This is a genomic window from Pseudomonas sp. C32 (assembly GCF_030417915.1).
Classification (GTDB): domain Bacteria; phylum Pseudomonadota; class Gammaproteobacteria; order Pseudomonadales; family Pseudomonadaceae; genus Aquipseudomonas.
In genome coordinates, this window is the sequence record NZ_JAUHUK010000022.1 from 28,556 (window position 1) to 53,270 (window position 24,715).

At 56.3% G+C, this 24,715-nt stretch carries 20 protein-coding genes and 3 tRNA genes; 5 read left to right on the top strand and 18 right to left on the bottom strand.

Features of this window, described 5'->3' with window-relative positions; all coding sequences use genetic code 11:
- Positions 1-87: 87 nt before the first annotated feature.
- The 13 genes from QYH43_RS26940 to QYH43_RS22385 form a co-directional block, all read right to left on the bottom strand.
- On the bottom strand, positions 88-525 hold the full coding sequence (locus QYH43_RS26940) for an HIT family protein (protein ID WP_367316913.1): 438 nt from the start codon (positions 523-525) through the stop codon (positions 88-90).
- Positions 522-1,373, bottom strand: coding sequence for a macro domain-containing protein (locus tag QYH43_RS22330; protein WP_301158125.1), 852 nt, complete (start codon positions 1,371-1,373; stop codon positions 522-524). The genes QYH43_RS26940 and QYH43_RS22330 overlap by 4 nt, the downstream gene beginning before the upstream one ends.
- Positions 1,374-1,883 (bottom strand): TIR domain-containing protein, encoded by a 510-nt coding sequence (locus QYH43_RS22335; protein ID WP_301158126.1) that lies wholly within the window; start codon positions 1,881-1,883, stop codon positions 1,374-1,376. It abuts the gene before it with no gap.
- Positions 1,884-2,113: 230 nt separating this feature from the next.
- On the bottom strand, positions 2,114-2,467 hold the full coding sequence (locus QYH43_RS22340; protein WP_301158127.1) for an HNH endonuclease: 354 nt from the start codon (positions 2,465-2,467) through the stop codon (positions 2,114-2,116).
- Between the two features lie 254 nt (positions 2,468-2,721).
- Entirely contained in the window at positions 2,722-3,012 is a 291-nt protein-coding gene (locus QYH43_RS22345) for a hypothetical protein (RefSeq protein ID WP_301158128.1), read from the bottom strand.
- Complete coding sequence (locus QYH43_RS22350) at positions 3,012-5,486, bottom strand: hypothetical protein (protein WP_301158129.1); 2,475 nt, start codon at positions 5,484-5,486, stop codon at positions 3,012-3,014. Before QYH43_RS22350 ends, QYH43_RS22345 begins: the two co-directional genes overlap by 1 nt.
- A gap of 122 nt (positions 5,487-5,608) precedes the next feature.
- Entirely contained in the window at positions 5,609-5,830 is a 222-nt protein-coding gene (locus QYH43_RS22355; protein WP_063321337.1) for an AlpA family transcriptional regulator, read from the bottom strand.
- A gap of 77 nt (positions 5,831-5,907) precedes the next feature.
- The gene (locus QYH43_RS22360) at positions 5,908-6,564 is read right to left on the bottom strand and encodes a hypothetical protein (RefSeq protein WP_301158130.1); all 657 of its coding nucleotides are present in this window, start codon (positions 6,562-6,564) and stop codon (positions 5,908-5,910) included.
- A complete protein-coding gene (locus QYH43_RS22365) occupies positions 6,561-7,874 on the bottom strand; it encodes an integrase arm-type DNA-binding domain-containing protein (protein WP_301158131.1) in 1,314 nt (437 codons plus the stop codon). The genes QYH43_RS22360 and QYH43_RS22365 overlap by 4 nt, the downstream gene beginning before the upstream one ends.
- Positions 7,875-8,403: 529 nt before the next feature.
- Positions 8,404-8,488 (bottom strand) — tRNA-Leu (locus QYH43_RS22370).
- A gap of 245 nt (positions 8,489-8,733) precedes the next feature.
- The gene (locus tag QYH43_RS22375; protein WP_301158132.1) at positions 8,734-9,933 is read right to left on the bottom strand and encodes an O-antigen ligase; all 1,200 of its coding nucleotides are present in this window, start codon (positions 9,931-9,933) and stop codon (positions 8,734-8,736) included.
- A gap of 1 nt (position 9,934) precedes the next feature.
- On the bottom strand, positions 9,935-12,385 hold the full coding sequence (locus QYH43_RS22380; RefSeq protein ID WP_301158133.1) for a hypothetical protein: 2,451 nt from the start codon (positions 12,383-12,385) through the stop codon (positions 9,935-9,937).
- 556 nt (positions 12,386-12,941) lie between these two features.
- Positions 12,942-13,015, bottom strand: a tRNA-Cys gene (locus QYH43_RS22385).
- A 314-nt stretch (positions 13,016-13,329) separates the two neighbouring features.
- Here QYH43_RS22385 and QYH43_RS22390 point away from each other — a divergent pair.
- The 4 genes from QYH43_RS22390 to QYH43_RS22405 all read left to right on the top strand — a co-directional run bounded on the left by QYH43_RS22390 (position 13,330) and on the right by QYH43_RS22405 (position 18,202).
- Positions 13,330-14,835, top strand: coding sequence for a PLP-dependent aminotransferase family protein (locus QYH43_RS22390; protein ID WP_301158134.1), 1,506 nt, complete (start codon positions 13,330-13,332; stop codon positions 14,833-14,835).
- Positions 14,836-14,934: 99 nt separating this feature from the next.
- Complete coding sequence (locus tag QYH43_RS22395; RefSeq protein WP_301158135.1) at positions 14,935-16,005, top strand: TIM barrel protein; 1,071 nt, start codon at positions 14,935-14,937, stop codon at positions 16,003-16,005.
- Between the two features lie 33 nt (positions 16,006-16,038).
- The gene (locus QYH43_RS22400) at positions 16,039-17,304 is read left to right on the top strand and encodes an MFS transporter (RefSeq protein WP_301158136.1); all 1,266 of its coding nucleotides are present in this window, start codon (positions 16,039-16,041) and stop codon (positions 17,302-17,304) included.
- A gap of 184 nt (positions 17,305-17,488) precedes the next feature.
- On the top strand, positions 17,489-18,202 hold the full coding sequence (locus QYH43_RS22405; protein WP_095055985.1) for a hypothetical protein: 714 nt from the start codon (positions 17,489-17,491) through the stop codon (positions 18,200-18,202).
- Positions 18,203-18,427: 225 nt separating this feature from the next.
- Here the strand turns inward: QYH43_RS22405 and QYH43_RS22410 are convergent.
- From QYH43_RS22410 to uvrY, 4 genes are all read right to left on the bottom strand, one after another.
- A tRNA-Gly gene (locus QYH43_RS22410) sits at positions 18,428-18,503 on the bottom strand.
- Positions 18,504-18,566: 63 nt separating this feature from the next.
- Positions 18,567-19,127, bottom strand: a complete 561-nt coding sequence (pgsA, locus tag QYH43_RS22415; RefSeq protein WP_095058124.1) for a CDP-diacylglycerol--glycerol-3-phosphate 3-phosphatidyltransferase — start codon at positions 19,125-19,127, stop codon at positions 18,567-18,569.
- A 33-nt stretch (positions 19,128-19,160) separates the two neighbouring features.
- The gene (gene uvrC / locus QYH43_RS22420) at positions 19,161-20,984 is read right to left on the bottom strand and encodes an excinuclease ABC subunit UvrC (RefSeq protein ID WP_301158137.1); all 1,824 of its coding nucleotides are present in this window, start codon (positions 20,982-20,984) and stop codon (positions 19,161-19,163) included.
- Between the two features lie 2 nt (positions 20,985-20,986).
- Positions 20,987-21,628 (bottom strand): UvrY/SirA/GacA family response regulator transcription factor, encoded by a 642-nt coding sequence (gene uvrY, locus QYH43_RS22425; RefSeq protein WP_032829778.1) that lies wholly within the window; start codon positions 21,626-21,628, stop codon positions 20,987-20,989.
- A 714-nt stretch (positions 21,629-22,342) separates the two neighbouring features.
- Between uvrY and QYH43_RS22430 the strand changes: the two genes are divergently transcribed.
- Positions 22,343-23,407 (top strand): 3-deoxy-7-phosphoheptulonate synthase, encoded by a 1,065-nt coding sequence (locus tag QYH43_RS22430; protein WP_301158138.1) that lies wholly within the window; start codon positions 22,343-22,345, stop codon positions 23,405-23,407.
- A 57-nt stretch (positions 23,408-23,464) separates the two neighbouring features.
- On the opposite strand, the gene QYH43_RS22435 is transcribed toward QYH43_RS22430, so the two are convergent.
- Positions 23,465-24,526 (bottom strand): hypothetical protein, encoded by a 1,062-nt coding sequence (locus QYH43_RS22435; RefSeq protein WP_301158139.1) that lies wholly within the window; start codon positions 24,524-24,526, stop codon positions 23,465-23,467.
- Positions 24,527-24,715: the final 189 nt, after the last annotated feature.

Genomic DNA, 24,715 nt, shown 5'->3' on the forward strand with positions numbered 1-24,715 from the left:
CCCTTCGCGACAGACAGCAATCGGCTTCTGACCCAGAGTTGCCCATAGTAATGCTAGTCATCCCGAAAACAGGGGTGCACGCGTCTATCAGACTCCTAGGAGTTTCTTCGCAATCTCATCAGTTTCCTCAATCGATATTTCTTCGACTGGTCCGAACTCAGTTCCACCGCCCTTAAGAGTGCCAGCGACATGGAAATGAACGTGGCTGATTGCTTGCCCGGCAGGAACTCCATTATTCTGCCATACCGCGATTCCGGGTTTAGAGTAGGCCAGATCTATTAACCTGGCTGCATTCCGCACCTCAACCGCGATAGCGGCAGCTTCAGAATCTGTAAGTTCGAGAATGGACGGCACATGCCTCAGGGGCAATACGAGTAGGTGCGGGTGCCCTCTCTGCTCACGCGTCACGAAAGTGGCCGTATCCGCTGTTCGAGATAGGATCGTGTACGGGCGCTCCCCCCTAAGATAGGCGCAGAACGGGCATCCATCATTTTCGGGAAGATCAATACTTGATTCGTTGCTCATGATGATCGCAGTGATGATAAAAAGGATTGAAGTTCTAGCCGATCAAGCTTTTTGTAGTCTTCAGGCCTGACGACGATTCGAAGCTCATCGCAAATTTTTGAGCTGCGAGATGCGAACATAAAAGAAAGAATGGTTAAGCGGATCGCATCCTGTGCGGGGACAATGCTGGAAAGCCGGGCTTGCCCACCGCCGATGACTGGCACGGAGACAGCCCCCCCATTACCCTTTTTAGAAACCTCATCCCACAGCAAAATAAGGCTTTTCCATACCTTATCGGGTGTTGAGCGAGCCGTGTTATGAGTGTCCATTTCGCAGTAGGCAAGAAAAAAAATTAATCTCGCAGATTGCTTGACAGTTGCAATAGTGCCTACACCATACTGAATCTGCTTCCCACTTTTTTTAATGCTTCCTACCGTCGGTTTGCCAACCAAGGCGCTCGCTAGCTGCGCGTCAAGCTCTTTCAGGTCACCGCCGTACAGTCTCTGTAATGCTTGCCCCTGTAAGCTTCCTTGGGAAATGATCACTGGCGTTTCAGTATCGAAGGTGTCATTCGTGCCGATAACAATGTGCTTCGTTTCATCGAGTATATTACCCTTGACGATCGTTATCTTGGTATTGGGCACACTGTAGTCTTGAGCTATTGGCCTAGGCCATGACCAGATAAGTCCTGCAATCACAGAAATAGCAACGGTCAGGATCAAGAACGGACTGCCTTGAAAAACTGTGAGCGTAGGCATGGTCACGTTGAGCGTTTGTAGGACGGTAGACAGTCCTCCGAAAACTGCAAACGACATTATTAGGAAATGGCGCCAGAAACGCAAAGTCCTCAAATCCTGGAGAATTGCCACTTACAACCCCAGCTCTTTGTAGACTTCGGGTTTGTATTGATATGCTCCTTTCTTGTCGCTGGTTGCGAAGGATGTAGCATAGTTGTTCAAGGCGTGCATGATGATTTTGGGTTGATACGAAACCGAGAGGGTGTAATATTTTACGGTCAGCAGTGGATCGGGAATATAATTTTCGTCCACATTTCTGTCTTGATCCAGATTTACCACTACCACTGGAAGGTTGAACTCAATAATAACTTCAATTTCGTAAGCCAAGAAGGACGCACCGTCGCTCCCCTTGCGTTTTCCATCCTTGCTCCCCAGCAGAACCACCTGTTTTGCATTTTTCATCCGCTCACGCAGATTCCGCTTTATAGTTTCTGGCTTGCTGGTGTCGCGAGCGATGAAAAGGTCGTGTGCGTTAAAAAAATCGAACTCTATGTGTTCGCTCGCTTTCCATGCCTCCATCATACGGTACTTACCGATATCTTCACTGGCAAACGCCACATATGTCTTGTTTCGATAGCTCATAAACTCTCCGTGTTACGCAGCAGCTAATAGGGAGGCAATTTAATATCACACCCTAAAGAATACTTCAGCTCTTGATGATCCTGAATTGCCCTCGTTTTTGCAGATAGCATTAGACGGCTGCGTTTGGCTGTGGACTCACCGGTCACCACAGGCAGCTTTGGGCAGGCTCCAGCCGATAGTGATCGGCTCCCGATAGAGCTGTTCCAGAGCAACCAAGGTCACCTTGGTGATCAGAACAAATAGGTACCTGCTGGGAGCGGATGCCAGCCACCTTTGCTCAGCCGCTTTCGCACTAGAGCCTTGTACTCCTGCGGCTCAAGCGCCTCCTTGCGCTTATGGCGGCGCTGATTGCACCGCCGGCAGGCGGCAGCAATATTGGACTGGGTATCTCTTCCGTCATCCTGCCTGGCGACTAGATGCTCGGCTGTGCACTGGAAGTGCCTAGCCTGCCGAAGGGAAAGGCCATGACGGCGGGCGAAGGCCTCAGCAGTATCGCGCCACATCTGGAAGCCGCAGTAATAGCAGCGGCCTCCTTGGCGATCGAACGCAGCGAAACGATGTTTGATAACAGATTTATCGGCCATGGCGGCCTCCTGTATGAAAAAGGAAGTCCGCTGCGCCTAAAGGCGAGAAACGGTACCAGTCGAGTCACTCGAACCGGCCCAACATCGCCCCCTTAAGAGAACGACAAGAGCAAATCTATGCCAAAACAAAAGCAGTGATCAAGTAGTCTGCAGGCAACCTGAACTGGTCAAGTATTCCCAGACACCCATGCTGGCGAAATCATCGCCAATCAATGTGTAAAAGTATAAAGCCCGGTAGTTATCCGGGCTAAACGTCACTCTATCTTCGCGTTAGGCCATCGGCTTCGGGCCTCAACCAAGGCTTCGGCATGAGTCATCGGCTCGCCGATCATTGTGTAGGGATTGTACCCTGCCACGAACACTGCCCAGTGACTGCGACGGGCCTCACCATCGTTGGCCGCAACTTCGGCCATCAGCTCCAAACGGTGCAATTTAATATAGCGGCGCAGCTCCTGTGTCAGCCTGCTAGATGGTGAGACGCTTAAGCGGTTGCCCACCACCTTAGCACTGAACCCGCGATCATGGAGATAGTCGATAACTCCCATCAGAAGGCCTCCGCGTCGGACTCATCGAAGGCCATGTCCGGCGAAGTACTGGTGGTGTCGGGGGATAGTTGCCGACTCGAAGTCCTGCAAGTCCCAATGTCCTGCTCGGGGTGATCGTCTGGCAGGACATCAGGACTTGCAGGACATTGCTTCGAAAACTTTCTCCCGATGCCCCACTTCACCGTCCCCCCAGATTTACCCAAAGGCTTGCACTCGATGCCTATCTGCCGAAGAGCTGGAGCGGCACGTCGCAGGGCGTCCCCTAGCCCCTTCGCGGAACGCGGCCACGAATCGCAGCCGGTTGGACGGTACTGTTCCAAGGTACGCAGAATCTCCTTTACCGGGGCGGTCACTCCGTGTGGACGCGCCTCGACCAGTTCCACTACGGCGGCAGCTACCGGGCTAGCGTCAATGGTGCGAGCCAGACTTTCCTGCCGACTGGCGTTGAACTCGCGCAGGAAATCCTCGGGTTCATGTCCCGCTGCAGCGGCGACAGCCATACCGAGGCGAGCGAATTCAACCAGCCGCGGACGCTCGTCAGCGGGGATGTGCATCTGCGGCGCTAACTCCAAAGCCTTGGCGAAAATATCCAACAGCGCCCCCAGCAAACACGGACGCTCGGCTTCGTACTCCCGCCAAAGGTCTGTCACTTCCAGCCGCTCGCTGATAACCGGCGTCTCGATAGTGATCGTTCTGTCCACTAGATCTTGCGCCGTGACTGCCGCAGATATGCCATTCAGCACGACGGGGCGCTTCACGCTGATAACACTTTCGTCGGCATCCGAGTACAGCTTGCGCTTCGCAAAGCCGCCTCCGGTTGCCAATACGCACATGGCATCCTGAGTTGCTGCGGGCAAGTGCGAGACGTTCTCCAAGCTCACTACCGCACACACACCAGCAGAAACGAACAGGTCCTCCGACGACTTCGGTGCACTGCGCAATGGGCAGGAATTCGGATCAATGAGCTGGCGCAGTGCTGTTTGTGTCGTGCTCTTCGCACTACCCTGCTCGCCCAGCAGCTCCAGCACTGGATATGGCGTATCAGGACGCAGGCATTCGATCAGCCAAGCCAGGGCCAGCAGACGGGAGCCGCGCGGGATGTTCGCCACGTGCCAAAGTTGCTCGATCGATCCACCTGGAACTGGAGCCGGAATCGGCTGCATGGATTCAGGTCGAACGAACATGGCCTCGGGTGACTCGGCGATCTCCCACTTACCCGGCCGGATGCGAACCGCTCGACTACTGCCTGGTACAGCCAGGTCGAGAAAGTAATCACCAGCGGCACCGGCAGTGCGCAGGTGTACCTCCTGACAGTCTCCATGAAATCGGCCGAGGCCGGCCAGGGTGCCCAGCGCCTCCCGGACCGATTGATCTCGGGGCGCCTTTCCGCTGTCGGAGTAAAAGCCGGCGACCAGTGCATCTCGGAACTGGCGCGCGGCTAGATTACGCACTTCGCCGGTCGTTTGGTCCTTGGCGAAGACGTCCTTGTTTTCATCGTGGAACAGATCAAAGCGCTGCTCCACGAACTTGACCAATAGAGACGCCTGGCTCTGCTTTTCGTCGGCATCATCACCGGGCTCGAAGTGTTCCTCGACTGACTGCTGATCGTCGCCTTCGAACTGCTGTTTACCCGGAGCGTCCACCATTTTTAGCAGTTGCTCGACGGTGCCGCCCGTGTCCAGCCAGTCGGACACATCACCCTTCGGTAGCAACCCTGGAAGGCGGAACACGCGAACTTCGGCCTCTGCCAAACTCAGCGCCCGACAAACCTTGTCGGCGTGCTGATGTCCCGGTTCGTCGTTATCCGACAAAATCACTACGTGGCGGCGCGCAAAAGGTTTGTTGAGCTCATCAGGCCACTTGCCAGCGCCGCCGGCGTTGCAGGTTGCGACCAACCCAAGCGACTCCAAGCGCAACACGTCTTTCTCGCCCTCCACGACAAACACTGGCGTATCCCAGGGTGCGTCCAGCAACTGCGGCAGACGGTACGGAACCTGACGCACGCCCTTCACCGACCACACCCAGCCGCCTTTTCCGTCCGAGCGGCGCTGGCGAAAGTCCTTTGGTTCGTAGCGGACAACTTGAAACAGAACGTTGCCGTCCTCGTCGGTGTAGTCATAACAAGCCGACATGCGACGGCTGGCCGGTAGGACATCAGGACTTTCAGGACATGGCGCAGGCTGATTTTCTTTTAAGCCGTTCTGCTCAACCCAACCCATTTGCTCGGCCCGACTTGTGATGCCGGTTTTCCAGGCAATCAAATCCAATACGCCGCCACCGCTTCCGTCTTCGTGCGAATGCCATACCCCCTTTTCCAGATCAACTGATAAAGAGCCATGCGCTCCGAATCGAAGCTCGGTTTGCTTGCTCATTGCGGTATTTGGCTCGCCAAGTAGGTACCGGGCTACTGGCCCAATCATGGATTTCAAGCAAGCCGATCCCGTCGGCGCATGGGCGCCGTTTTGACTTTTCATGGGTTACACCCCGCGCTGCTTGGCTTTGCGCCAGGACCAGTTAGAAGGAGACGGGAAGGAATCAATGTGCAGGGCGGCCATTACGCGAAACTTCCAGGAAGCTGTAAGCGATGATGAATGGCTCATACTGCGTCTCTCGCTTCAATCTTGGTCCGTAACCAAGCCTCCACCTCAGCCAAGACGTAATAAGCCGCGGCTTGACGGCTTTCGTTGGCCTTAATTGGCTTCGGGAATGTCGGGTCCTTCTTGCGGAGCTTGTCTAGGCCGGAGCGGGACAGATCCAGCCATAGACAGAGCGCTGGCTGACGGATGAGAGCTTTCGGGGGAATTGTTGCTGGCTGCATTTGAGTGCCTCCGTATCGGGTACAGAGCCATTTTTGTTGAACCCCCGATTGCTGTCGCAGTGCTCAAAAGAGATTAGTTAGAGGCTTTTTTTCCCCCTTTTTGCACGTCTGATCAGTTTTTCAATTTCGACAATATCCTCTGGCACCTCGACTCCTGCGGCAACGAGAAGCACTCGGGCGAGCGCTGCAGCTCTGCGTTTGGTCATCTTCGCTAAGGACGACTGTCGTAGCTTGTCTGCGGTATCAGCCAACAAACCATCTCGCTGAAACTTCGGCTTCACGCCCCGAATAGTTGGAGCGGCCTCCAACTTCTGCTCGGTAATTTCCAACACATCGGACACCACGGTGACCTTAGCCATAAGGTCAGAAAGAAAGCTGCCGTTGAAAAAGTGCCCATATTTCCGAAAACAAGCGCCGTTGATGTAACCCTCGGCGGAAGGAGGGAGATTGTTTAGCCCCCGTGACATTTCTTGAGCATGAAGTCGCACCTGCCGCACATGTCGAATTTCTTCGTGGCGCGCGGGTCCTTTTTCCGTTTCGCGGATGACCGCTCTGTAGGACCCAAGCCTTTCCTTGAACCATTCCTGAAGATCGCCGTCGTGATGTTCGGCCAAGTCAGCGATAATTGCCTGCGCAGCATCAGACAGGCTTTCATCGACCAAATCACCCGTACCCCACTCGAGTTGATTGTCGAATACTGGAAGTGCCTTTGATCGCTTGCCTCGTTTCGTCATGCTTGTAACCCCCGTTTCATGCTCACAACATCAGTATCCCGGTGTGCAAAATCATAGGGCGTGATGTGCTTTTCCCGGTTGGCATCCAGGTAGTCAGCCCACCACGTCATCATCAGTCGGCGCTCTTCCAGGTGCTCAGCCTTGTGGATATAGGCCGCGCGCACACCGTTGCGCTCTTGGTGGCTCATTTGCCGCTCAACCGCGTCACGTGACCACAGGCCGGACTCGACCAACGCGGAACAGGCCATAGTGCGGAACCCGTGCCCGCAAACATCTATCTTGGTGTCGTACCCCATGCGGCGCAGTGACTTGTTTACGGTGTTCTCCGACATTGGCCGCCAGTGGTAATGATCCCCAGGCAGCACCAGCTCAAAACGCCCGCTAAGCCGGTGTATCTGCTCCAGTACTTCAAGCGTCTGGCGTGACAACGGGACAAGGTGCGCAGTCCCCATCTTGGCTCCTCGGTGCGACCTCTTGACGCCCTCGATTGGTGCCCGTTCGCCGGGAATCGTCCACATGCTCCGGGTAAAGTCGAGCTCAGACCAGCGAGCAAAGCGCAGCTCACTAGAACGAATGAACACCAGTAAAGAGAGGCTTACAGCAAGACAAGTAAGCGGTCGTCCGGTGTCAGCCTCGCAGCGTTGCAACAACTCCGGCAACCGCTCAAGGGGCAAGGCCGGGCGGTGTTTGGTCTTGCGGGTGGCAGTCCCCCCCACCAGGTCAAGCGCCGGGTTGTAATCGATGAAATTGTTCTGAACGGCGATTCGCATGATTCCGGCGATGCGCTGGCGCAGTCGCCCAACCAGATCAAGCGCCCCGCGTTTCTCTACCGCTTTCAGACAGACCAGCAGGTCGCGGGTTTTCAGGTCGGATACGGGGCGCTTGCCCAACATGGGGAAAAGATCGACCTCAATCTCTTTCAGCACCCTGACCGCGTGATCCTTTGACCATTTGCCGGCCATGCTGGCGTGCCATTCCCGGGCCACCGTCTCAAAGGTGTGCCCCGCCTCACTGGCCGCCTCGATCTTTGCTTGCTTAGCGCTCTCGATGGGGTCCTGGTCATGCGCCAGCAGCTCGAGTGCATCGGCTCGACGTGCACGGGCGGCTTTCAGTGTGAGGGCCGGGTAGTTGCCGAACGTAGCCAGACCGGGCTTACCGCTTGGCTTTTTATACTTGAAGCGCCAGACCTTGGTGCCGGTAGCCTTTACAAGCAAAAAAAGCCCTTGCCCGTCGAACAGGGTGTAGTCCTTTGCACGGGGCTTGGCGGCCTCGCATTTGGGGTCAGTAAGAGGGGTTACGGTGCGCGCCATAGGTATACGCCTCGATATCGAACCGATATATACCTAAACGTATACCTAAATCGTGGGACTGTACAGGAACATACGGGGATACTCAGACACAAAAAAACCGGCTATAAGGCCGGTTTCTCTAGACTTCAGGTGTTTACGGGAACATCTGAAATCATACTATTGGTGCCCGAAGCCGGAATCGAACCGGCACGCCCTTACGAGCGGGGGATTTTAAGTCGTCCTGCCCCTCGCTAGCATACAAAAGCAGTTGAGCGCCGAGACCGGCCTTTGCCCGTGCTTACAGGCTTATAAAATTGTTAAATCAATAACTTACTGGAATTTTTGGCGCGTAATGAAGCGCGGGTGAGAACTGTGCGTGGCGTGCCAGGAATGGCAAAAGCTACCAGCAAAGCTACCAAGTCGGCTCCCAAATAGCTCCCAACCTAGCAACCAAATTTAAGGTGCCGGTTGCCAAATCGCAGACGGCAAAAAACACCAGGGTCTCGTTAGACGCTGGTGACAGATAGTGGTGTTTTTTGATGAAGCGAGATGGTGCCCCGAGCCGGAATCGAACCGGCACGCCCTGCGGCGGCAGATTTTAAGTCTGATGTGTCTACCAATTTCACCATCGGGGCATGGGAAATGCAAAAGCAGGCGCTGATTTAACCCTAAAACAAAACCAGAATCAATCACTTAGGAAATGAGCCCCCCTTATGGCCAGGAAAATCAATTTTGCCAAGTCCGCATTGAACAACCTGACGTGCCAGGACGGCTAAGCCGACATCCTGGTGTAGGACACGGAAATCAAAGGCCTGGCCATCCGGGTCTCCAAAGCAGGCGGTACGCTGACTCGCAAGCAGCATTCGCACCGACTCTGCCGCTATCTAATGCCAGTGTTAGTCACACCCAAGCCTATGGGATTGCCTGGCTGAATACTGGCGGACTGCCTAGCCGCCAGCACCATGGCCAAGGCTATGGGCAGCCACATGATCAGCCAGTCGGCATTAGGCTTGAGCCACAGACCGATGCCATCAGTGAGCAACGCCACGCTGGAAAAGGTCCACAACGCTAGCAGCGCACGACCCAGGGTGCTTTCACGGTTCAGCCAAGCGCGCCGGACAGTCGCGCCCCAAAGCAGTAGAAACAGGAACAGACCCGGCAATCCCAGACGCACGCCAGTATCCAGAAACAGGTTGTGCGGGTGCTTGAACGACATTTGTAATTCTGGCACTGCAATTTTAAATGGCTCGAACCCCACCCCCAGCAGCCAATGCTCGCGAATCAACTGTACCCCCCCAGCCCACAGGGTCGGCCGGTACGACAGGCCGCGCTGGAGCACCATCTGCGATTCGAACATCAGCACGCCTACCACTGCGACCAGAACCAGCAGCAGGAGCGCCCACCACAGACGCGACCGCGATACGAGCACCATCACCACGAGTGCAACAAACAATGCCAGCCAAACGCCCCGCGTCTGGTTGAGCCCGAGAAAAGCCATATAGGCCAGAGCGATAACAACCAGCGGCACCACCCCGGGTTTCTGCCCCTGACACCGAAAAATGAAGAGCCCCAGCAGCGCCAGCGCCCCTGTCGCATGGGCGGCCATGATCGGTGTATCCCACAACCCCGGCGTGGCAATCCGCAATCCCGGCACCGGTTCAAGGACCCAGTAGAAATACGCAATGGAGGCGATGGCTCCCAATGCGCCAACTACAGCACTGCCTGCCAGCAGTTGCTCCAGCGACCAGCGCGAGCCCTGCGCTGCCAGCACAACGCCCAGGAGTGTCAACAACACATAAAAGGGCATCTTGGCCTTTTCCAGATGGTCTCCCTTGAGCAGTACAATCAGCAGTGTCCATGCTGCCAATGCCGCGAACAGGAGCATTTCCGGGTGCTTCAATTTCTTGCGAAAGTCACCCAGACACAGCGCCAACAGCGTAGGCAAGCAGAGAAATACATAGAGCAACTGGTGATAGTGCTTGTCGCTCGTTATCAACCACGGCACACAGAGAAAGATCAACAGACCGATAGCCGCCCAACGCGCCAACACCTCCTGACGCAAAACCAGACCTTTCAGCAATTCAACGCTCCTGTCGGATAATTCGTGCAGCCGCTCGCTGCAACTGGGCCTGGTCGGCATTCTTCCAGTCACCCTGCACGCAGTACTCCGCGGCCATATAGCTTAGGAAGTGTTCGCGGATACACGCTTCCAGCGGCCAGTCGGGGAAAATCCGTGCGATCTCCATCAGCTCGGCGGCGGAGTCCGCATGCATCACCAACCCTGGAATATTGAAGAACGCCTGCCCGAGAGTCAGCACCGGCTTGCCCAGTAACAGACTCTCCAGGCCGACAGTGGAATTGAGAGTAATCACGAACTCGCTGGACTGAATCAGCTCTTGGGTACTGTTGCCGTTGGCGAACAGCAACCGCTCATGGCAACGCTGATGCAACTGAGGATAGGATTCGCGACTGGATGGATGCTCCTTGAACACCACGATCATGCCGGTTTCGGCTGCAAGCCGCTCGCCGAGAGCGAACAGTTCGCACATATTGCCCACCCAAGGTGAAAACAGGCGAACCTGAGTATCGCGATCATCCTGGAATGGGATGAACACGAAATGCTCGGGCAACTCAATGGGCTCAACTCCTGTCGAGCGTGGCTTGCGCGGCACCAGAGTGGTCTGGGCTGTAGCAGCATCAGCCGGAGCTTGATAACGGCGATAGAACTCGGCTTCGCGCGGTACCGAGTTATGAAAGTTGACGCCCTGGGGATCGAGTGTGGTGGTATTAGGCAACAGACCATTTTCGAAGAAAAAAGTCCGACAGCCGACCGGCAGAACCGAGCGCAGCAACTGGCAGTAGCGATGGGAGCCATTCCACATGATTACCGTCGTCGGCTGTTCGCGCTCCACCAGCGCCAAGGCCCGCAGGCCGACCCAGGCCAACTCCAGACGCAGCAGCAGACGAAAGAAAACGCCTTCGTACTTGCGCTTGACCCTTCGCTCTTGGCACTTCTCTTCGAGCAAGTGCGCCCAATCGATACGTTTGAGAATGCGCGGCAACTGCCAAGGTCGCGGCCAGGGCATCCTGCCGGGTACTATCACTTTGCCTCTGAGTTCGGTCTCATCGAGCAGACGCTGGAAATAGAGACTCTGGTGCTTGGCCAGAGAGAAGAACAACATACGGCTCGATGAGCCTCCCTGTGAATTTGGTTCGGCACTGCCGGCAATATGCTCAACGTGACGCATAGAACGATGGGGCATTGGGTTTTTGGTAGCGAGCAAGGGGTGGCGCTCGATGCTGGAAGACAAGTCGCCCCCATCCAGCAAGGCTGTCAGCGCCTGCTGATTCATCGGCAGCCCCAACACGCCATGTGCCAGATGGAAGCAAGCGAACGTCCGCGCCTGGCTCGCGGCCCCGGCATAATCGTCCATTACCTCGGCCACACGAGCCTGCAGCGCGCTGATGCTATCCACCACCGAGCCGAAGAAACGCTCCTGGCCGAAGATGTCGCGATCCTTGCTGAGGTTGCAATACAACACAGGTCGGCCGGCCAGGCCTGCCTCTATCACCGCATTGGACATGATATTGACCACCAGCGAGGCCTGGGCCAACGCTTCAGCCAGGCCACAGGTCGGCGCCAGCACCTTCAGATTGTCGAGTTCGGCGGCGGCCTCCTGCCAAAAGGGTCCCTGACTGCGCGGATGCATCTTGATCAGCACCTGGTAGTCCGGATTCGCGGCCGTCCAGTCACGCAGCATCTCGTAAGTGCGCCGGTAGCCTGGTTCCTTTTCCTTATCCGGGCCGATACCGAGGATTAGCATCACACGGTTCTCGGCTTGGGCCAACGGCAGGTCGAAGGCGCTGTCGATCATATGCGAGCCAACCAGCACCGCTGTCGAGTTACCGAAGCGCAGCTCACGCGCCTGCAGGGCTTCGAGCGAACTCTGGCCGAACAGAAAGTTGTAGTCATAGTCGTTCATGCCCAGGCGCTGCGAATGTTCCACCGTGGTCGCGTGGGCCAGGTGCACCAGCAGGCGCTGACGGGCATTCAGTGAAAGGCGCAGGAACGGTGCGTAGAGGCTGCCATTGCGGTCGTTGAGCAAAATGCGCGGCTGATGGTGCTCTACCAGCCATTCGGCGTAGGCAGCATGGCCGAAGTAACGGGTTGGCACACTGCACGGCGGACGTTTGAGCATGCGCAGGCGGAGAATGGTCCTTGGCTCCTCAAGGGCCGTTTCCACCAGGGTATGGCCACTCGAGCGCAGCCCCTCGATCAGCAGTTTCTTGCGCTGGAACTTGATCACCTTGGGCGCCGACTGCAACAGCAGAAAATCGCAGGGTTCGGCCATCACAGCGGCGGCCAGGCGGCGCTTGGCGCGCTGACCGAACAACCAGTCGCCGGTCTGCTCGCGGGCGAAACGCAAGGCGCTGCCGATCAGGCTATAGCGCGCGCGCAACAACAGCCAGCGATAGCGATCCAGGGAGCGTGCCTTGGCAGCCCAAGGGTTATTGGTGTCGTCCAGTAACATGGCAACCTTAGCGCAGGGCGATAAGTAAGATGGTGCGCAAAGGGCCATATTAATGGACTCTGCGAATATTGACAGCATTGGAGTGTCGTTCCAGCCGAACTTCATGGGATTAGCCCGCCGAACTGTTGGCGTAGTTGAAATCCCTCAGTTCAAGTCACGGCTATCGCGTGGTTGCGCTGGTCGCGCCCGAAAACACAGTCACCCTTAACGTTTTCCCCAAGCGAGTTTCTTCACCGATAGTCTCTTGCACCAGCATGAGACACGCCATCATATCGAACTGCATTACTGTCCATGTACTTTCGCCGCGAGTCGAAGCCCCCTTTCGTCAGGTCGATCGCAAAACAATCAGGGATAGACCAAGATATTGATATTGCTGAGCTTCCGCTTATGGCCGATCTCTGCCTTTCGCCACCGGCAGCTCTGGGTCGACTACAGCCCATCACGATAGAAAATTACCAGCCAATTGCGGAATACATTCAAAAAATTGCGGAACACTTCACTTTTTCGAAGGCAATAAAAAACCCCGTAGATCACTGATCTACGGGGCTATTTATAGTGGAGGCCGAGGTCGGAATCGAACCGGCGTAGGCGGATTTGCAATCCGCTGCATAACCATTTTGCTACTCGGCCTCAAAACATTTGCTGTCAGGTAGCACAACATCAAATGCGTAAAAACTTGGAGTGTGAAGCACTACTACACTTCGCTATCCCCTTGAAAACATTCAGCTTTTTCAGCCGTCAGTGCTTTCGATGGCGTGAATTATGTACTGATTTCTTGAGGCTGGCAACCCCTTGATTTCAAAAAAAAATCTGGCGCCAGGTTTGCGGATTGCGTCGAACATCAACGACAGACGGATGACTTATGAGGTATCGCTCGATACCCTTGCCTGCCCGTCGCCTGACGGTTTCCAGTTAATATCCCATTTCACCCAGACGAGCATGCCATGAAATCCCCCGCAGGTTTGCTGCTGTCGGCTATCGAGCTGGACCGTGCCAGTGCGATTCCCCTGTACCGCCAACTGTATCTGCAGATTCGCAAACAGATACTCAACGGCAGAATCCAAGGGGGCGTGCGCCTGCCGTCGACCCGGACCTTGAGCAACGAGTTGGGGTTATCGCGGATCACCATTCTCAATGCTTTCGATCAGTTGATTGCCGAAGGTTTTCTGGCCTCGCGCACCGGCGCCGGCACGTATGTCGGCACTGAGTGGGAAAGCCGGGGTATCGAGGACGAGCAACAGCCCCAGCCGCCACGCCTGTCAGACCTGAGCCAGTCGATGCTATCGCTGCGCAGCGATCATTTTCGCGGGGTGTCTTATACCGATTGGGACCCTACGACCCCAACCTCTTTCCTGCCCAGCCACAGCACCTATGAGGCATTCCCGCAGGCGATCTGGCGGCGCCTGATGAACCGTCACCTGCTCAAGCCAACCAAAGCCATTCTGGGTTATGGCGAGTTGCAAGGTTTGCAGGCGTTCCGCGCAGCGATTGCCGAATACGTCTTCGATGCACGCGGCATCGATTGCGATGCCGGACAAGTGGTGATCGTTTCCGGCGCGCAGCAAGCATTCAACCTGTTGGGCATGCTGCTGCTCAATCCGCAGGACAGCGTCTGGATGGAGGACCCGGGGCACATCGCCGCGCGCATTGCCCTGCAAGCCCAAGGCGCTCAGGTGGTCCCGTTGCGTATCGATGAACAGGGGATCGATGTCCAGCAAGGCCTGACCGAGCGCCCTGATGCCCGCCTGGTGTTTTGTACGCCTTCACGCCAGCATCCGCTGGGTGTCACCCTCAGTTATGCGCGACGCCAGGCACTCATCGATTGGGCTGCGGAGCACCAGAGCTGGATCATCGAGGACGATTGCGACAGTGAGTTTCGCTACAGTGGCCGCCTCCTCCCGGCGCTGTATGCCATGGACCAGATGGCCCGGGTGATCTACGTCGGAACGTTCAGCAAAGTGCTCTTTCCGTCACTGCGCCTGGGTTACGTGATTCTGCCGCAGGCGCTGGTCGAACCCTTCTGTACCCTGCGCGCAGTCATGGATCGCAGCCCGCCCACGCTGCTTCAGGCGACGACGGCGGACTTCATGGGCGAAGGCCACTTCCTGGGGCACATCCGCCGCATGCGTGCGCTGTACAAGGCGCGCCAGCAAGCATTGATCGAACAGCTTGAACAACAGATCGGCAGCTTTTTCAGGATCACTCCGACGGATGCCGGCATGCACCTGATCGCCTGGCTACCCCCGGAACTCAGCGACACCGACATCGCCCGGCAACTGGCCCGGCACAACATTCACACCTACGCCTTGAGCGACTACCGCATCAAGCATGCCTTGGCGCCAGCTCTGTTGATCGGCTTTGCCGGCACGCCTGAAAACCAGGCCCGCGAACGTGTCGAAGCGCTGGCCAATGCCTTGCGCACATTGGGTTATCTGCCACCGACCGCTTGATGTGAGACAAGTGGCCTTATCAATTAACTGATAATGGATCTATCGAGAGTTCCTGACTGGCGCGATAAAGGCACGGTGTCTGAACCAGGAACGACTCTAATGAACAATAAGATCCAGGAACGATTCAACGCCTTGCTGAGCCATAAGGTGGTCGAACACGGCGCAGTTCCCGCGCTGACCGATGCCCTGGCCCGGCGGCTGCTTGAGCGTCTCGGCCAAATGCGGCTGTTTGCCCATGCTTACCCGCTACTGACCAACCTCACCCACGGTCGTGTTACCCCTGCCGACCTGCTGGATTTCGCCTATCGCCACGAGCTGCAAGGCCTGAGCCTGCACTTGCTCGACGGCGAGGAAAACAGCCTGAGCCAAATGTCATCCGTGCAGCTCCAGGCGTTCGCTGCCAAGGCCAAAGCGCTTGAGCTGGATCTGCACCTGGAAATCAGCAGCACGCGGAAAAAAGACGTCGACCAGGTGATTGCCATCGCCAGAACCCTGGGCGTGCGCAACATCCGTGTCTACTCACGTTACGAGGGCACGCTGTCGCACGTCATGGGCGTGATCGAAACCGATCTGCACTACCTCGCGCAGCAGGCTGACGAGCACGATCTGTTTTTTGATTTCGAACAGCATGAAGAACTCAAGAGCAACGAGATCGCGCAGCTGCTCAACCGTCTCAACCACCCTCGCCTGCACGCACTGTTCGACTTCGGCAACATGATCAATGCCTGCGAACAGCCCTTGCAGGCCCTGCGCACCATGGCGCCGCACATCCGCCAGACACACCTCAAAGGTGTACGCATCGTCCCCGAGCAAAACGGTTTCGGTCATTACGGTGTCCTGCAGGGCAGCGACGAAGACGATCTGCCCAGCGCCCGCATGCTGTTCGAGCTATTGATGCTCGGCGAATCCACCCCACAGGTGATCGCGTTCATTCTCGAGCAGGAAAACCACTACGTGGCCCCGGCCTTCCGCCAGAGCACTGAAGCGGCCGACCCGTTTATTGCCTACCGGGAAATGAGCGAAACGCCGCTCCCGAACGGTTACTCCCTTGAGCGAATGCTGGCCGATGAACACCGCTGGGCGAACAACCAGGTCGCCTATGTCCGTAGCGTGCTGGCCGAATTGCGCACCCTGGCCGAACTGACGCTGGCCCCCCCTTCCAACGCGTGAACCTGACGACCCGATTACGCCCGGAGAACAATAATGACAATTCAAAACAAGGCCAAATGGCTCAGATTCCTGATCCTCGTTCTTGGTGGCGGCACCATCTACAAGCTGGCGAACCTCAAGGATGCCTTCTATGTGCCCATGCAGGAATTCATGGGCTTGAGCCACACCGAGATCGGTGTTCTGCTGAGTGCCAACGCGATTATCGCCACCGCCCTGTTTGTGGTCGGTGGCCTGCTCGCCGATCGCTATGACACGCGCAAACTGATCCCCCTCGGCCTGATCGGCACCGGTGGACTGGGGTTGTACCTGGCGACCTTTCCACCGTTCAGCAATCTGTTGATCGTGTTCAGTCTGTTGGCCGTGTGTGCCGACTGCCTGTTCTGGCCATCGCTGCTCAAAGCCATCCGCAACCTGGGTGACGATCAGGAGCAAGGCCGGTTGTTCGGCCTGCTCGAAGGCGGACGTGGCGTGGTTGATACGCTGGTGGCCTTTTCCGCACTGGGCGTTTTCGTCGCCATGGGTTCGGGTGAAACCGGCCTGAAGTCTGCGATTCTGTTCTACTCGGTCATCGACATTCTGGCCGGCACCCTGACCTTCTTCCTGCTCAAGGGCGGTAACGCACCGTCGGTGGCCAAGCCGAAGAATGGTCTGGTGAACCTGATGGAAGCGATCAAGGTACCGGGAATCTGGCTGGTCAGCCTCAACGTGTTCATGGTCTACATCGTCTACTGCGGCCTGACTTACTTCATTCCTTACCTCAAGGAAATGTACGGATTGCCCGTGGCATTGGTGGGCGCCTACGGCATCATCAACCAGTACTTCCTGAAGATCCTCGGCGGGCCGGCCGGCGGTTTCATTGCCGATAAACAGTTCAAGAGCACCAGCCGCTACCTGAAGTGGGCATTCCTGGCGCTGCTACCACTGATGGGCGTGATCATGCTGATTCCGAAAAGCCCGGGCTTCATCTATGCGGGCATGGCCGCGACCCTGTCCTTCGCCCTGATCGTGTTCTCCATGCGCGGCGTGTTCTGGGCCCCCATGGGTGAAGTCGGCATTCCCCAGCACATCACCGGCTCGGCCTTCGGCATCGGCTGCCTGATCGGCTATGCACCGGGCATGTTTGCCTACGTCATCTATGGTTCGATCCTCGACCACTTCCCCGGCCAGCAGGGTTACAACTATGTCTTCACGCTGATGAGCATACTGGCCATTGCGGGCTTCATGGTGTCCAGCCTGCTCTATAAAGCAGTGCGCAATAAATCCGTAACCGCTGGCGAGATGAGCACTGCGCAGGCCTGATCGTGCCTTCGAGTTAACGTAAACCCTGAATAACGCGCAGACACAAAAACGCCACTCTATTGAGTGGCGTTTTGCGTTGTTCATGGATCGCCTATGCGATCAGGTAATGTTTGGCGATACACACAATCTAGGCAGCACCGAAGGTGCTCGCTAGACTCGCCACCCACCCAGGAAAGGACTCTCCATGAATAACGAGAATCGCGTCGTCACCGGTATTGCTCCCTTGAGCTATGCAAGACTATGGCGAGCAGTAAAGTTCGAAAGTTTATCGATTGTCGCTCTGCTGTTCGCTCTGTTTTTTACAAGCGGCTATGTCTATCTGGAAGTGATCAACAGTAAGTTAGGCGTACCCGTTACACGACTAGGGTTTGACAGCTATATGTATGCGGTATATGGCGGTGTCAATATCCTGATCATATTCACCGCCCTCCTCATTGCAATCGCAGCAGTGGCCGTATTCTCAACGATGATGCATTTCTTCGAGAACCCCGACCGCGCCTCACCTTCAGTAAATCCTAATCCCGAGAGTCGTGGTTACAGACTGGCGCTATGGCTGGAAAAGCGTTTCAAAAGATCCAGAGAACCCGTCATTGCCTCGTTGCTGATCAGCCTGGTCGCCCTTGGATTCTGGAGTATCTGGAAGATGACGGTCTCCCAATCGATAGAACGCGCCGAACTGGCCGCGTACAACGAACTGCGTCAGTGCACACCATCGTCCGTTCAACTCAACAGCCTGGATCTTGTGACCGGCTGCATCGTCGGAGAAAGCGATGATGTGCTTTATCTGGTGGAAAAACGAAGCGAAGGAAAAGAAGGCATTGTGTTTGAGAAACGGCAGGTCCCTAAAGTCAGAATCCGTATGGTCACGGGTACTGACACTCTGAAAAAGCCGGACTGACCTCCATCAAAATCCTTGAGGGTACGGTTTTCCCGAATGAGGAGAGATGTACGGCGTCGACAATGCGTTATCTACTGCTACCCGCAAAACCCGTATTTCGAGGTACTCATTGATCTACTTGAAATTCGTGGCTGCGGGTAGCTTTTTTCGAGACGAAAAAAAAGAGGCCTAAGCCTCTTTTCTTCTGGTTTCGCAGCACTCAACAGAGAACCGAAAAACAATATTTGGAGCGGGAAACGAGACTCGAACTCGCGACCCCGACCTTGGCAAGGTCGTGCTCTACCAACTGAGCTATTCCCGCGTCTTGGTGTGGCGCATTCTATAGAATCCAGAAGCCCCGTCAACCCCTTGATTCAAAAAAGTTTTATTTCTTTTCCACGTCGGTCTTCAGATGCGGCCAAGCGGCCCGCAAGTATTGGACCATGGACCACAACGTCAGCCCGGCGGACACCATCAGCAACGCATAGCCCATCAGAACCCAGAAGCTGAAGTTCGATGGATTGGCCAGCAGGATCACCAGCGCCAGCATCTGCGCAGCCGTTTTCCATTTGCCCAGATTCGATACGGCGACGTGGGCACGGGCACCGAGTTCGGCCATCCATTCGCGCAGTGCCGAGACGACAATCTCGCGACCGATGATGACGGCGGCGGGTAGCGTGAGCCACAAATTGCCGTGCTCCTGCACCAGCAAAACCAGGGCAACAGCAACCATCAGCTTGTCGGCAACCGGATCGAGAAAAGCCCCGAACGGCGTGCTTTGCTCCAGACGGCGGGCCAGATACCCGTCCAGCCAGTCGGTGGCAGCAGCGAAAGCAAACACCGAGGCAGATGCCATGTAGCTCCACTGATAAGGCAAGTAGAACAGCAAAATGAAGATCGGTATGAGCAGAACGCGTAGAACGGTAATCAGATTAGGGATATTCATCGGCACAACTGGCTACGAGGTGAGGGGGGCATTCTACTCGCTGTGCAGATTTGCATAAATCAACTCTGCGAGCTTTTTACTGATCCCGGGGGCTTTGGCAATTTCTTCGATGCTGGCACGAGACAGCTCCTGCAATCCACCAAAATGTTTCAACAAGTCACGCCGACGTGTAGGTCCAACGCCAGCCACGCCCTCTAGTGTAGACGTCCGACGCGTTTTTCCGCGACGGGCGCGGTGCCCGGTAATTGCAAAACGGTGGGCTTCGTCCCGGATCTGCTGAATCAGATGCAATGCCGGCGAGTCGCCGCGCAAGGTGAATTCATGGGCAGCATCATTGAGATAGAGGGTTTCGAAGCCTGCCTTGCGCGTCGCACCCTTGGCCACACCCAACAAGATCAGATCGGGTACGGCCAACTCGTTGAGCACATCGCGAGCCATGGACAACTGACCTTTACCACCGTCCACCAGAAGGATGTCCGGCAACTTGCCCTCCCCGTCCTTCAATTTGCTGAAGCGTCGAGTCAACGCCTGGTGCATTGCCGCGTAATCGTCGCCTGGCGTAACGCCTTCGATGTTGTAGCGACGGTAGTCGGATTTGATCGGGCCTTCGGGTCCAAAGACCACGCAGGACGCCACGGTCGCTTCACCGCTGGAGTGACTGATGTCATAACACTCAAGGCGCTGCGGCGGCTCGTCCAGCTTCAGGACTTCTGCCAGCGCTTCAAAGCGAGCGGCGACATGCTGGCGGTTGGCCAGGCGAGCACCCAACGCCTGCTCGGCATTGGTCACCGCCAGTTGCTGCCAACGCGCCCGCGTCCCGCGCACCCGATGGCTGATGGTCAGCTCCCGACCGCGCAGCTCATCGATGGCGGTGATCAGTGTCGGAAAGTCGTCGTGAACCACGTTAACAATCAATTCACTGGGCAAATCGCGCTCGGGACTGGTGATGTAGTACTGACCCAAAAAAGCAGCCATGACTTCGGAAACGTCTTCCTCGATACCCACTTGGGGGAAGAAGTTCTTGCTCCCGAGCACCCGCCCGCCCCGCACACTGATCAGATGGACACAGGCGCCGCCCGGGTTGACGAAGGCTGCGATCACATCGACGTCGCCCGTTCCGCCTTCCATGCTCTGCTGATCCTGAACCCGGCGAAGCAAGGCGATCTGATCACGCAACTCGGCGGCGCGCTCGAACTCCAGATTGACCGCGGCGTCTTCCATCCCGGCGGACAACTCATCGGTCAGCGCATTGCTGCGCCCCTCAAGGAACATCACCGAGTGCCGCACATCTTCCGCATAGACCTCGGGCTCAACCAGACCGACACAGGGAGCTTTACACCGTTTGATCTGGTATTGCAGGCATGGACGCGTCCGGTTCTTGTAATAACTGTCTTCGCATTGGCGAACAAAAAACGTCTTTTGTAACAGGCTCAAGCTTTCGCGAATGGCCCCCGCGCTGGGATAAGGCCCGAAATACTTGCCCTTACCCTTTTTCGCGCCGCGATGAATGCTCAGACGTGGAAAGTCACCGTCCGAGAGATAGACATAAGGATAGGATTTGTCGTCGCGCAACAGGATGTTGTAGGGCGGCCGCCACTCTTTGATCAGCGTCTGCTCAAGCAGCAAGGCTTCGGTTTCGTTGGCCGTGATGGTCGTTTCGACTTGCGCGATACGCGCCACCAAAGCGGCGGTCTTGGGGGCAAGGCCCGATTTGCGAAAGTAACTCGAGAGGCGATTTTTGAGGTTTTTGGCTTTACCGACGTAAAGCAGCCGCGCCTCGCTATCGAACATGCGGTACACGCCGGGACGCCCACTGACCGTTGACAGAAAGGCGCTTGGATCAAAGGTTTCGGTCATTTTCAGAGGCTGGCGTCAACCATTCCGTGTCGAACCGCCAACAGCGTCAACTCGACATCACTGCTGATCGAAAGCTTTTCGAAGATGCGGTAACGGTAGGTGTTCACGGTTTTTGGGGAGAGGCACAGTTTGTCGGAAATGATCTGCACTTTCTGGCAACCGACAATCATCAATGCGATCTGGATTTCTCGCTCCGACAGGGCATCGAAGGGAGAATCGTTGGTCGGCTGAAAAGATTTGATGGCCAGTTGCTGTGCAATCTGCGGGCTGATGTAGCGTTGTCCGGCAAACACCAGGCGAATGGCCTGGACCATTTCCGGCAACCCGGCGCCCTTGGTCAGGTAGCCCGCGGCACCGGCTTGCAACAGCCGTGTAGGAAACGGGTCTTCCTCACAGACGGTCACCGCGACGACTTTGATGTCCGGATGGCTGCGCAACAATTTTCGGGTGGCTTCAAGACCGCCAATACCGGGCATCTTGACGTCCATCAACACCACATCGGGTTTCAGCTCACGCGCCTTGATCAGGGACTCTTCACCCGATTCAGCCTGGCCGACCACTTGCAGGCCATCGATGTCAGCCAGCATTCGTGTAATGCCTGTACGAACGAGATCATGGTCATCGACTACTAGCACCCTAATCAAGCAGACACCTCGCAATATGGTCTTATTGGGTTGCCAGACACCTTAGCAAAAAGCGACTGGCAGACCTAGCGGAAAGCGTCAGATAAAAAGTTTCAATTCATCTTCAAACGCTTGTCGCAGACGCCAGGCGTCTCGCGCCTGTACAGGCACTCAAGTGATAGAAGTCGCCAACGACGATCGATAGCAATTTCTGATTGAATCTGCGTACCGGCCTCTAGTAAGCTCGGCGCATCCATTGGAGACACGTCATGCTCAACACCCTTTCACAGCTTCGTACCGCCAGCGCCCTGCGCTCGGTTGCGGCTGCCCGGGTAAATGACGCTTGTGCCCCGATCAGCTTTTATTTTGGGTATTGGTTTAGCCACTGGCGCGCCTGATACCCACACGGCGCCCACTTCAAACGGGTCGCCACCAGAGATTTCTCAACCCCCGGTCGGCCTCCCGACCGGGGGTTTTGTTTTTTCAGCCCTGTCATTTTTAGCGACACACCAGACATTCAGAGGATCAACGCAATGAACTACACCACTTATTACCGTTACGACAGTTTTACCGCCTGGCGATTTACCACCCTCCGCTCGGGACAGCCTGCCGCCTCCGATCGGTCACCCACAGGTGGCAAGCACATACACGCAGCCGATCCGGCCAATTGTCGAACACCCCAGTAGGGCCGATTGCGCGGGTATGACCCCGCCTTCAGCCCAGGAAGCCATTCATATGAACTCCTCCGTCTGCGCACTACCGCTGTCCACACTGAGCCCGGCCAATGAAGCGCTGACCTCGCGCCTGCCCAGCTCATTGCAACTCAAACAGCAACTTCCTCTGAGCAATGCGTTGATCCATCAGGTCAATGCGCACCGCCAAGCGGTTCGCGCGATCCTTAACGGTGAAGATTCCCGTCTTTTGGTCATCGTCGGCCCTTGCTCGATTCACGATCCCGAATCAGCTCTTGAATACGCTGGCAAGCTTGCCCGCCTGGCCACTGAAGTCAGCGACCAGATGTTGTTGGTGATGCGTGCCTATGTCGAAAAACCCCGTACCACTGTCGGCTGGAAAGGCCTGGCCTACGATCCGCGACTGGATGGCAGCGATGACATGGCTGGCGGCCTGACGCTGTCCCGTGAACTGATGCGTGAAATGCTCCGTCTGGGCCTGCCGGTTGCTACCGAGCTGTTGCAACCGATGGCAGCCGGCTACTTTGACGATTTACTCAGTTGGGTAGCCATTGGGGCCCGTACGACCGAATCGCAGATCCACCGGGAAATGGCCAGCGGCCTGAGCATGCCGGTCGGTTTCAAGAACGGCACCGACGGTGGCGTTGGTGTGGCCACTGATGCCATGCGTTCGGCCGCCCATCCGCATCGGCATTTTGGTGTCGATAGCCAAGGCCACCCGGCGATCATTCAAACGCCCGGTAATGCAGATACTCATTTGGTACTACGTGGCGGCCATCGTGGACCGAACTACGATCGCGCCAGTGTCGCCCAGGTGCACAGCGATCTGACTCGATTGAAAATTCCCGCCCGGATCATGGTCGATTGCAGCCATGCCAATAGCGGCAAGGACCCATTGCGCCAACCTGCTGTGTTCGATGATGTCCTTGAACAGCGCTTGCAAGGTGACCATTCACTGATCGGCATGATGATCGAAAGTCATTTGTTCGAGGGATGCCAACCCCTGGGTTCGTCAATGCAATACGGGGTGTCCGTCACCGATGGCTGCCTTGGCTGGACCGATACGGAACACCTGTTGCGCCGGGCCGCAGATCGACTGCGAGCGTAAACACTGATGCCCCGTCATCCAGCCTCATACCGAGCACTGGATGACGGCTACGGATTCTTACCCGATTTGCGGTTGCACCTGCACCAACGTCACGTCCGATTGCTGACTGCTATCGTCGAGGCGTTCGACCTGGTAGGAAACTCGAATCGTTGAGCCCGAATGCTCCCTCCAAAACCGGTAAGGAACAATGAACACCACGGCTTGACCGGCTGTTTCCCTCGTTATTTCGCGATCGTCGCGGTGAAAGAAATCGTCCCCGTCGCATTTCAGGTAAACCAGTTCGCCATCTTCGGCTTGGGCATCTTCGATCACGATGGTTACGCCATCCAGCGTGTCCTGAAGATCAAGCCAACCTTCCTCAGCTTCCAGCACGACAGGTGATGCAAGCGCACCCCGCTCCAGGCTGCCGATCAACAGCTGTGCTGGCTCCGAATAAAGGTGTGCCTGGCCTTGTTGTTTAACGCAGTAACCGAACGTCACCGTGGCACCGAGATTGGGCGTTACAAATTCCGGGCCGACCCAGAATGACAGCTCACCCCCCACGGCAAACGCCTCGACTTTCAGCACATCACTGAAACTGGCCTCGGGCGTAACACCCGACCAAGTGAACAGAACCCAGTCTCCCGCGACCATTCGTGCGTAAGGCCTGATGGTGACGAGCGCTCCTTCCCCTACCCGCTCAGGATCGAGTGTTCCGCCAACAGCGTCATTCGCCGTCGCTGGCAGCAGATCAGACCTGATATCGCCCACACTCAGTTGTAAAACACCGGAATGCACCGGTTCGGCGAAGCGTGCAGTGCTGAGTGCGTAATGGATTTCGAGGGAACCCCCATCCAGTGCCGCAATATGCCTGTCGCTGATAGTGAAGACTATTTCTTCGCCCACCCTGCTCTCACTGACGAATCGCGAGACTTGGTACTTGTAAGCAAGGCCATCCGTATCCAGGCCTGCCCAGGTCAACAGCAGTTTGTCGCCACACGCCATACCGGGATAAGGCCCCACTTTGACCACTGCCTTTCTATCCGCCGGATTCAACACGCCGTTTTGCGCTTGTACCAATTGAGGAAGGGGTAAGTGTGGCTGCGTGACAATAAGGGGATCGGTTTCGTGAGTACTCATTCTTTCTCTCCAGTCCTTGGAATAACGCCGATCGGTTGGCCGGCTTCGAATGACGACTATTGAACCCCACGCCTTTCAATTGTGATGTCGGGCGCTCGCGCTGTTTTGCTCGGAAAATCGACGTTTGCAAAGTAGGCATTTGCGTTGGAATGAGCGCTGTCGAGCCATATAGACGTCCAGATAATCCGA

Bases quoted from the DNA above. Each gene is read 5' to 3' on its own strand.
- QYH43_RS26940 (WP_367316913.1), bottom strand. From the start codon at position 525: ATGAGCAACGAATCAAGTATTGATCTTCCCGAAAATGATGGATGCCCG.
- QYH43_RS22335 (WP_301158126.1), bottom strand. From the start codon at position 1,883: ATGAGCTATCGAAACAAGACATATGTGGCGTTTGCCAGTGAAGATATC.
- QYH43_RS22340 (WP_301158127.1), bottom strand. From the start codon at position 2,467: ATGGCCGATAAATCTGTTATCAAACATCGTTTCGCTGCGTTCGATCGC.
- QYH43_RS22345 (WP_301158128.1), bottom strand. From the start codon at position 3,012: ATGGGAGTTATCGACTATCTCCATGATCGCGGGTTCAGTGCTAAGGTG.
- QYH43_RS22350 (WP_301158129.1), bottom strand. From the start codon at position 5,486: ATGAAAAGTCAAAACGGCGCCCATGCGCCGACGGGATCGGCTTGCTTG.
- QYH43_RS22355 (WP_063321337.1), bottom strand. From the start codon at position 5,830: ATGCAGCCAGCAACAATTCCCCCGAAAGCTCTCATCCGTCAGCCAGCG.
- QYH43_RS22360 (WP_301158130.1), bottom strand. From the start codon at position 6,564: ATGACGAAACGAGGCAAGCGATCAAAGGCACTTCCAGTATTCGACAAT.
- QYH43_RS22365 (WP_301158131.1), bottom strand. From the start codon at position 7,874: ATGGCGCGCACCGTAACCCCTCTTACTGACCCCAAATGCGAGGCCGCC.
- QYH43_RS22380 (WP_301158133.1), bottom strand. From the start codon at position 12,385: ATGTTACTGGACGACACCAATAACCCTTGGGCTGCCAAGGCACGCTCC.
- QYH43_RS22390 (WP_301158134.1), top strand. From the start codon at position 13,330: ATGAAATCCCCCGCAGGTTTGCTGCTGTCGGCTATCGAGCTGGACCGT.
- QYH43_RS22395 (WP_301158135.1), top strand. From the start codon at position 14,935: ATGAACAATAAGATCCAGGAACGATTCAACGCCTTGCTGAGCCATAAG.
- QYH43_RS22400 (WP_301158136.1), top strand. From the start codon at position 16,039: ATGACAATTCAAAACAAGGCCAAATGGCTCAGATTCCTGATCCTCGTT.
- QYH43_RS22405 (WP_095055985.1), top strand. From the start codon at position 17,489: ATGAATAACGAGAATCGCGTCGTCACCGGTATTGCTCCCTTGAGCTAT.
- pgsA (WP_095058124.1), bottom strand. From the start codon at position 19,127: ATGAATATCCCTAATCTGATTACCGTTCTACGCGTTCTGCTCATACCG.
- uvrC (WP_301158137.1), bottom strand. From the start codon at position 20,984: ATGACCGAAACCTTTGATCCAAGCGCCTTTCTGTCAACGGTCAGTGGG.
- QYH43_RS22430 (WP_301158138.1), top strand. From the start codon at position 22,343: ATGAACTCCTCCGTCTGCGCACTACCGCTGTCCACACTGAGCCCGGCC.
- QYH43_RS22435 (WP_301158139.1), bottom strand. From the start codon at position 24,526: ATGAGTACTCACGAAACCGATCCCCTTATTGTCACGCAGCCACACTTA.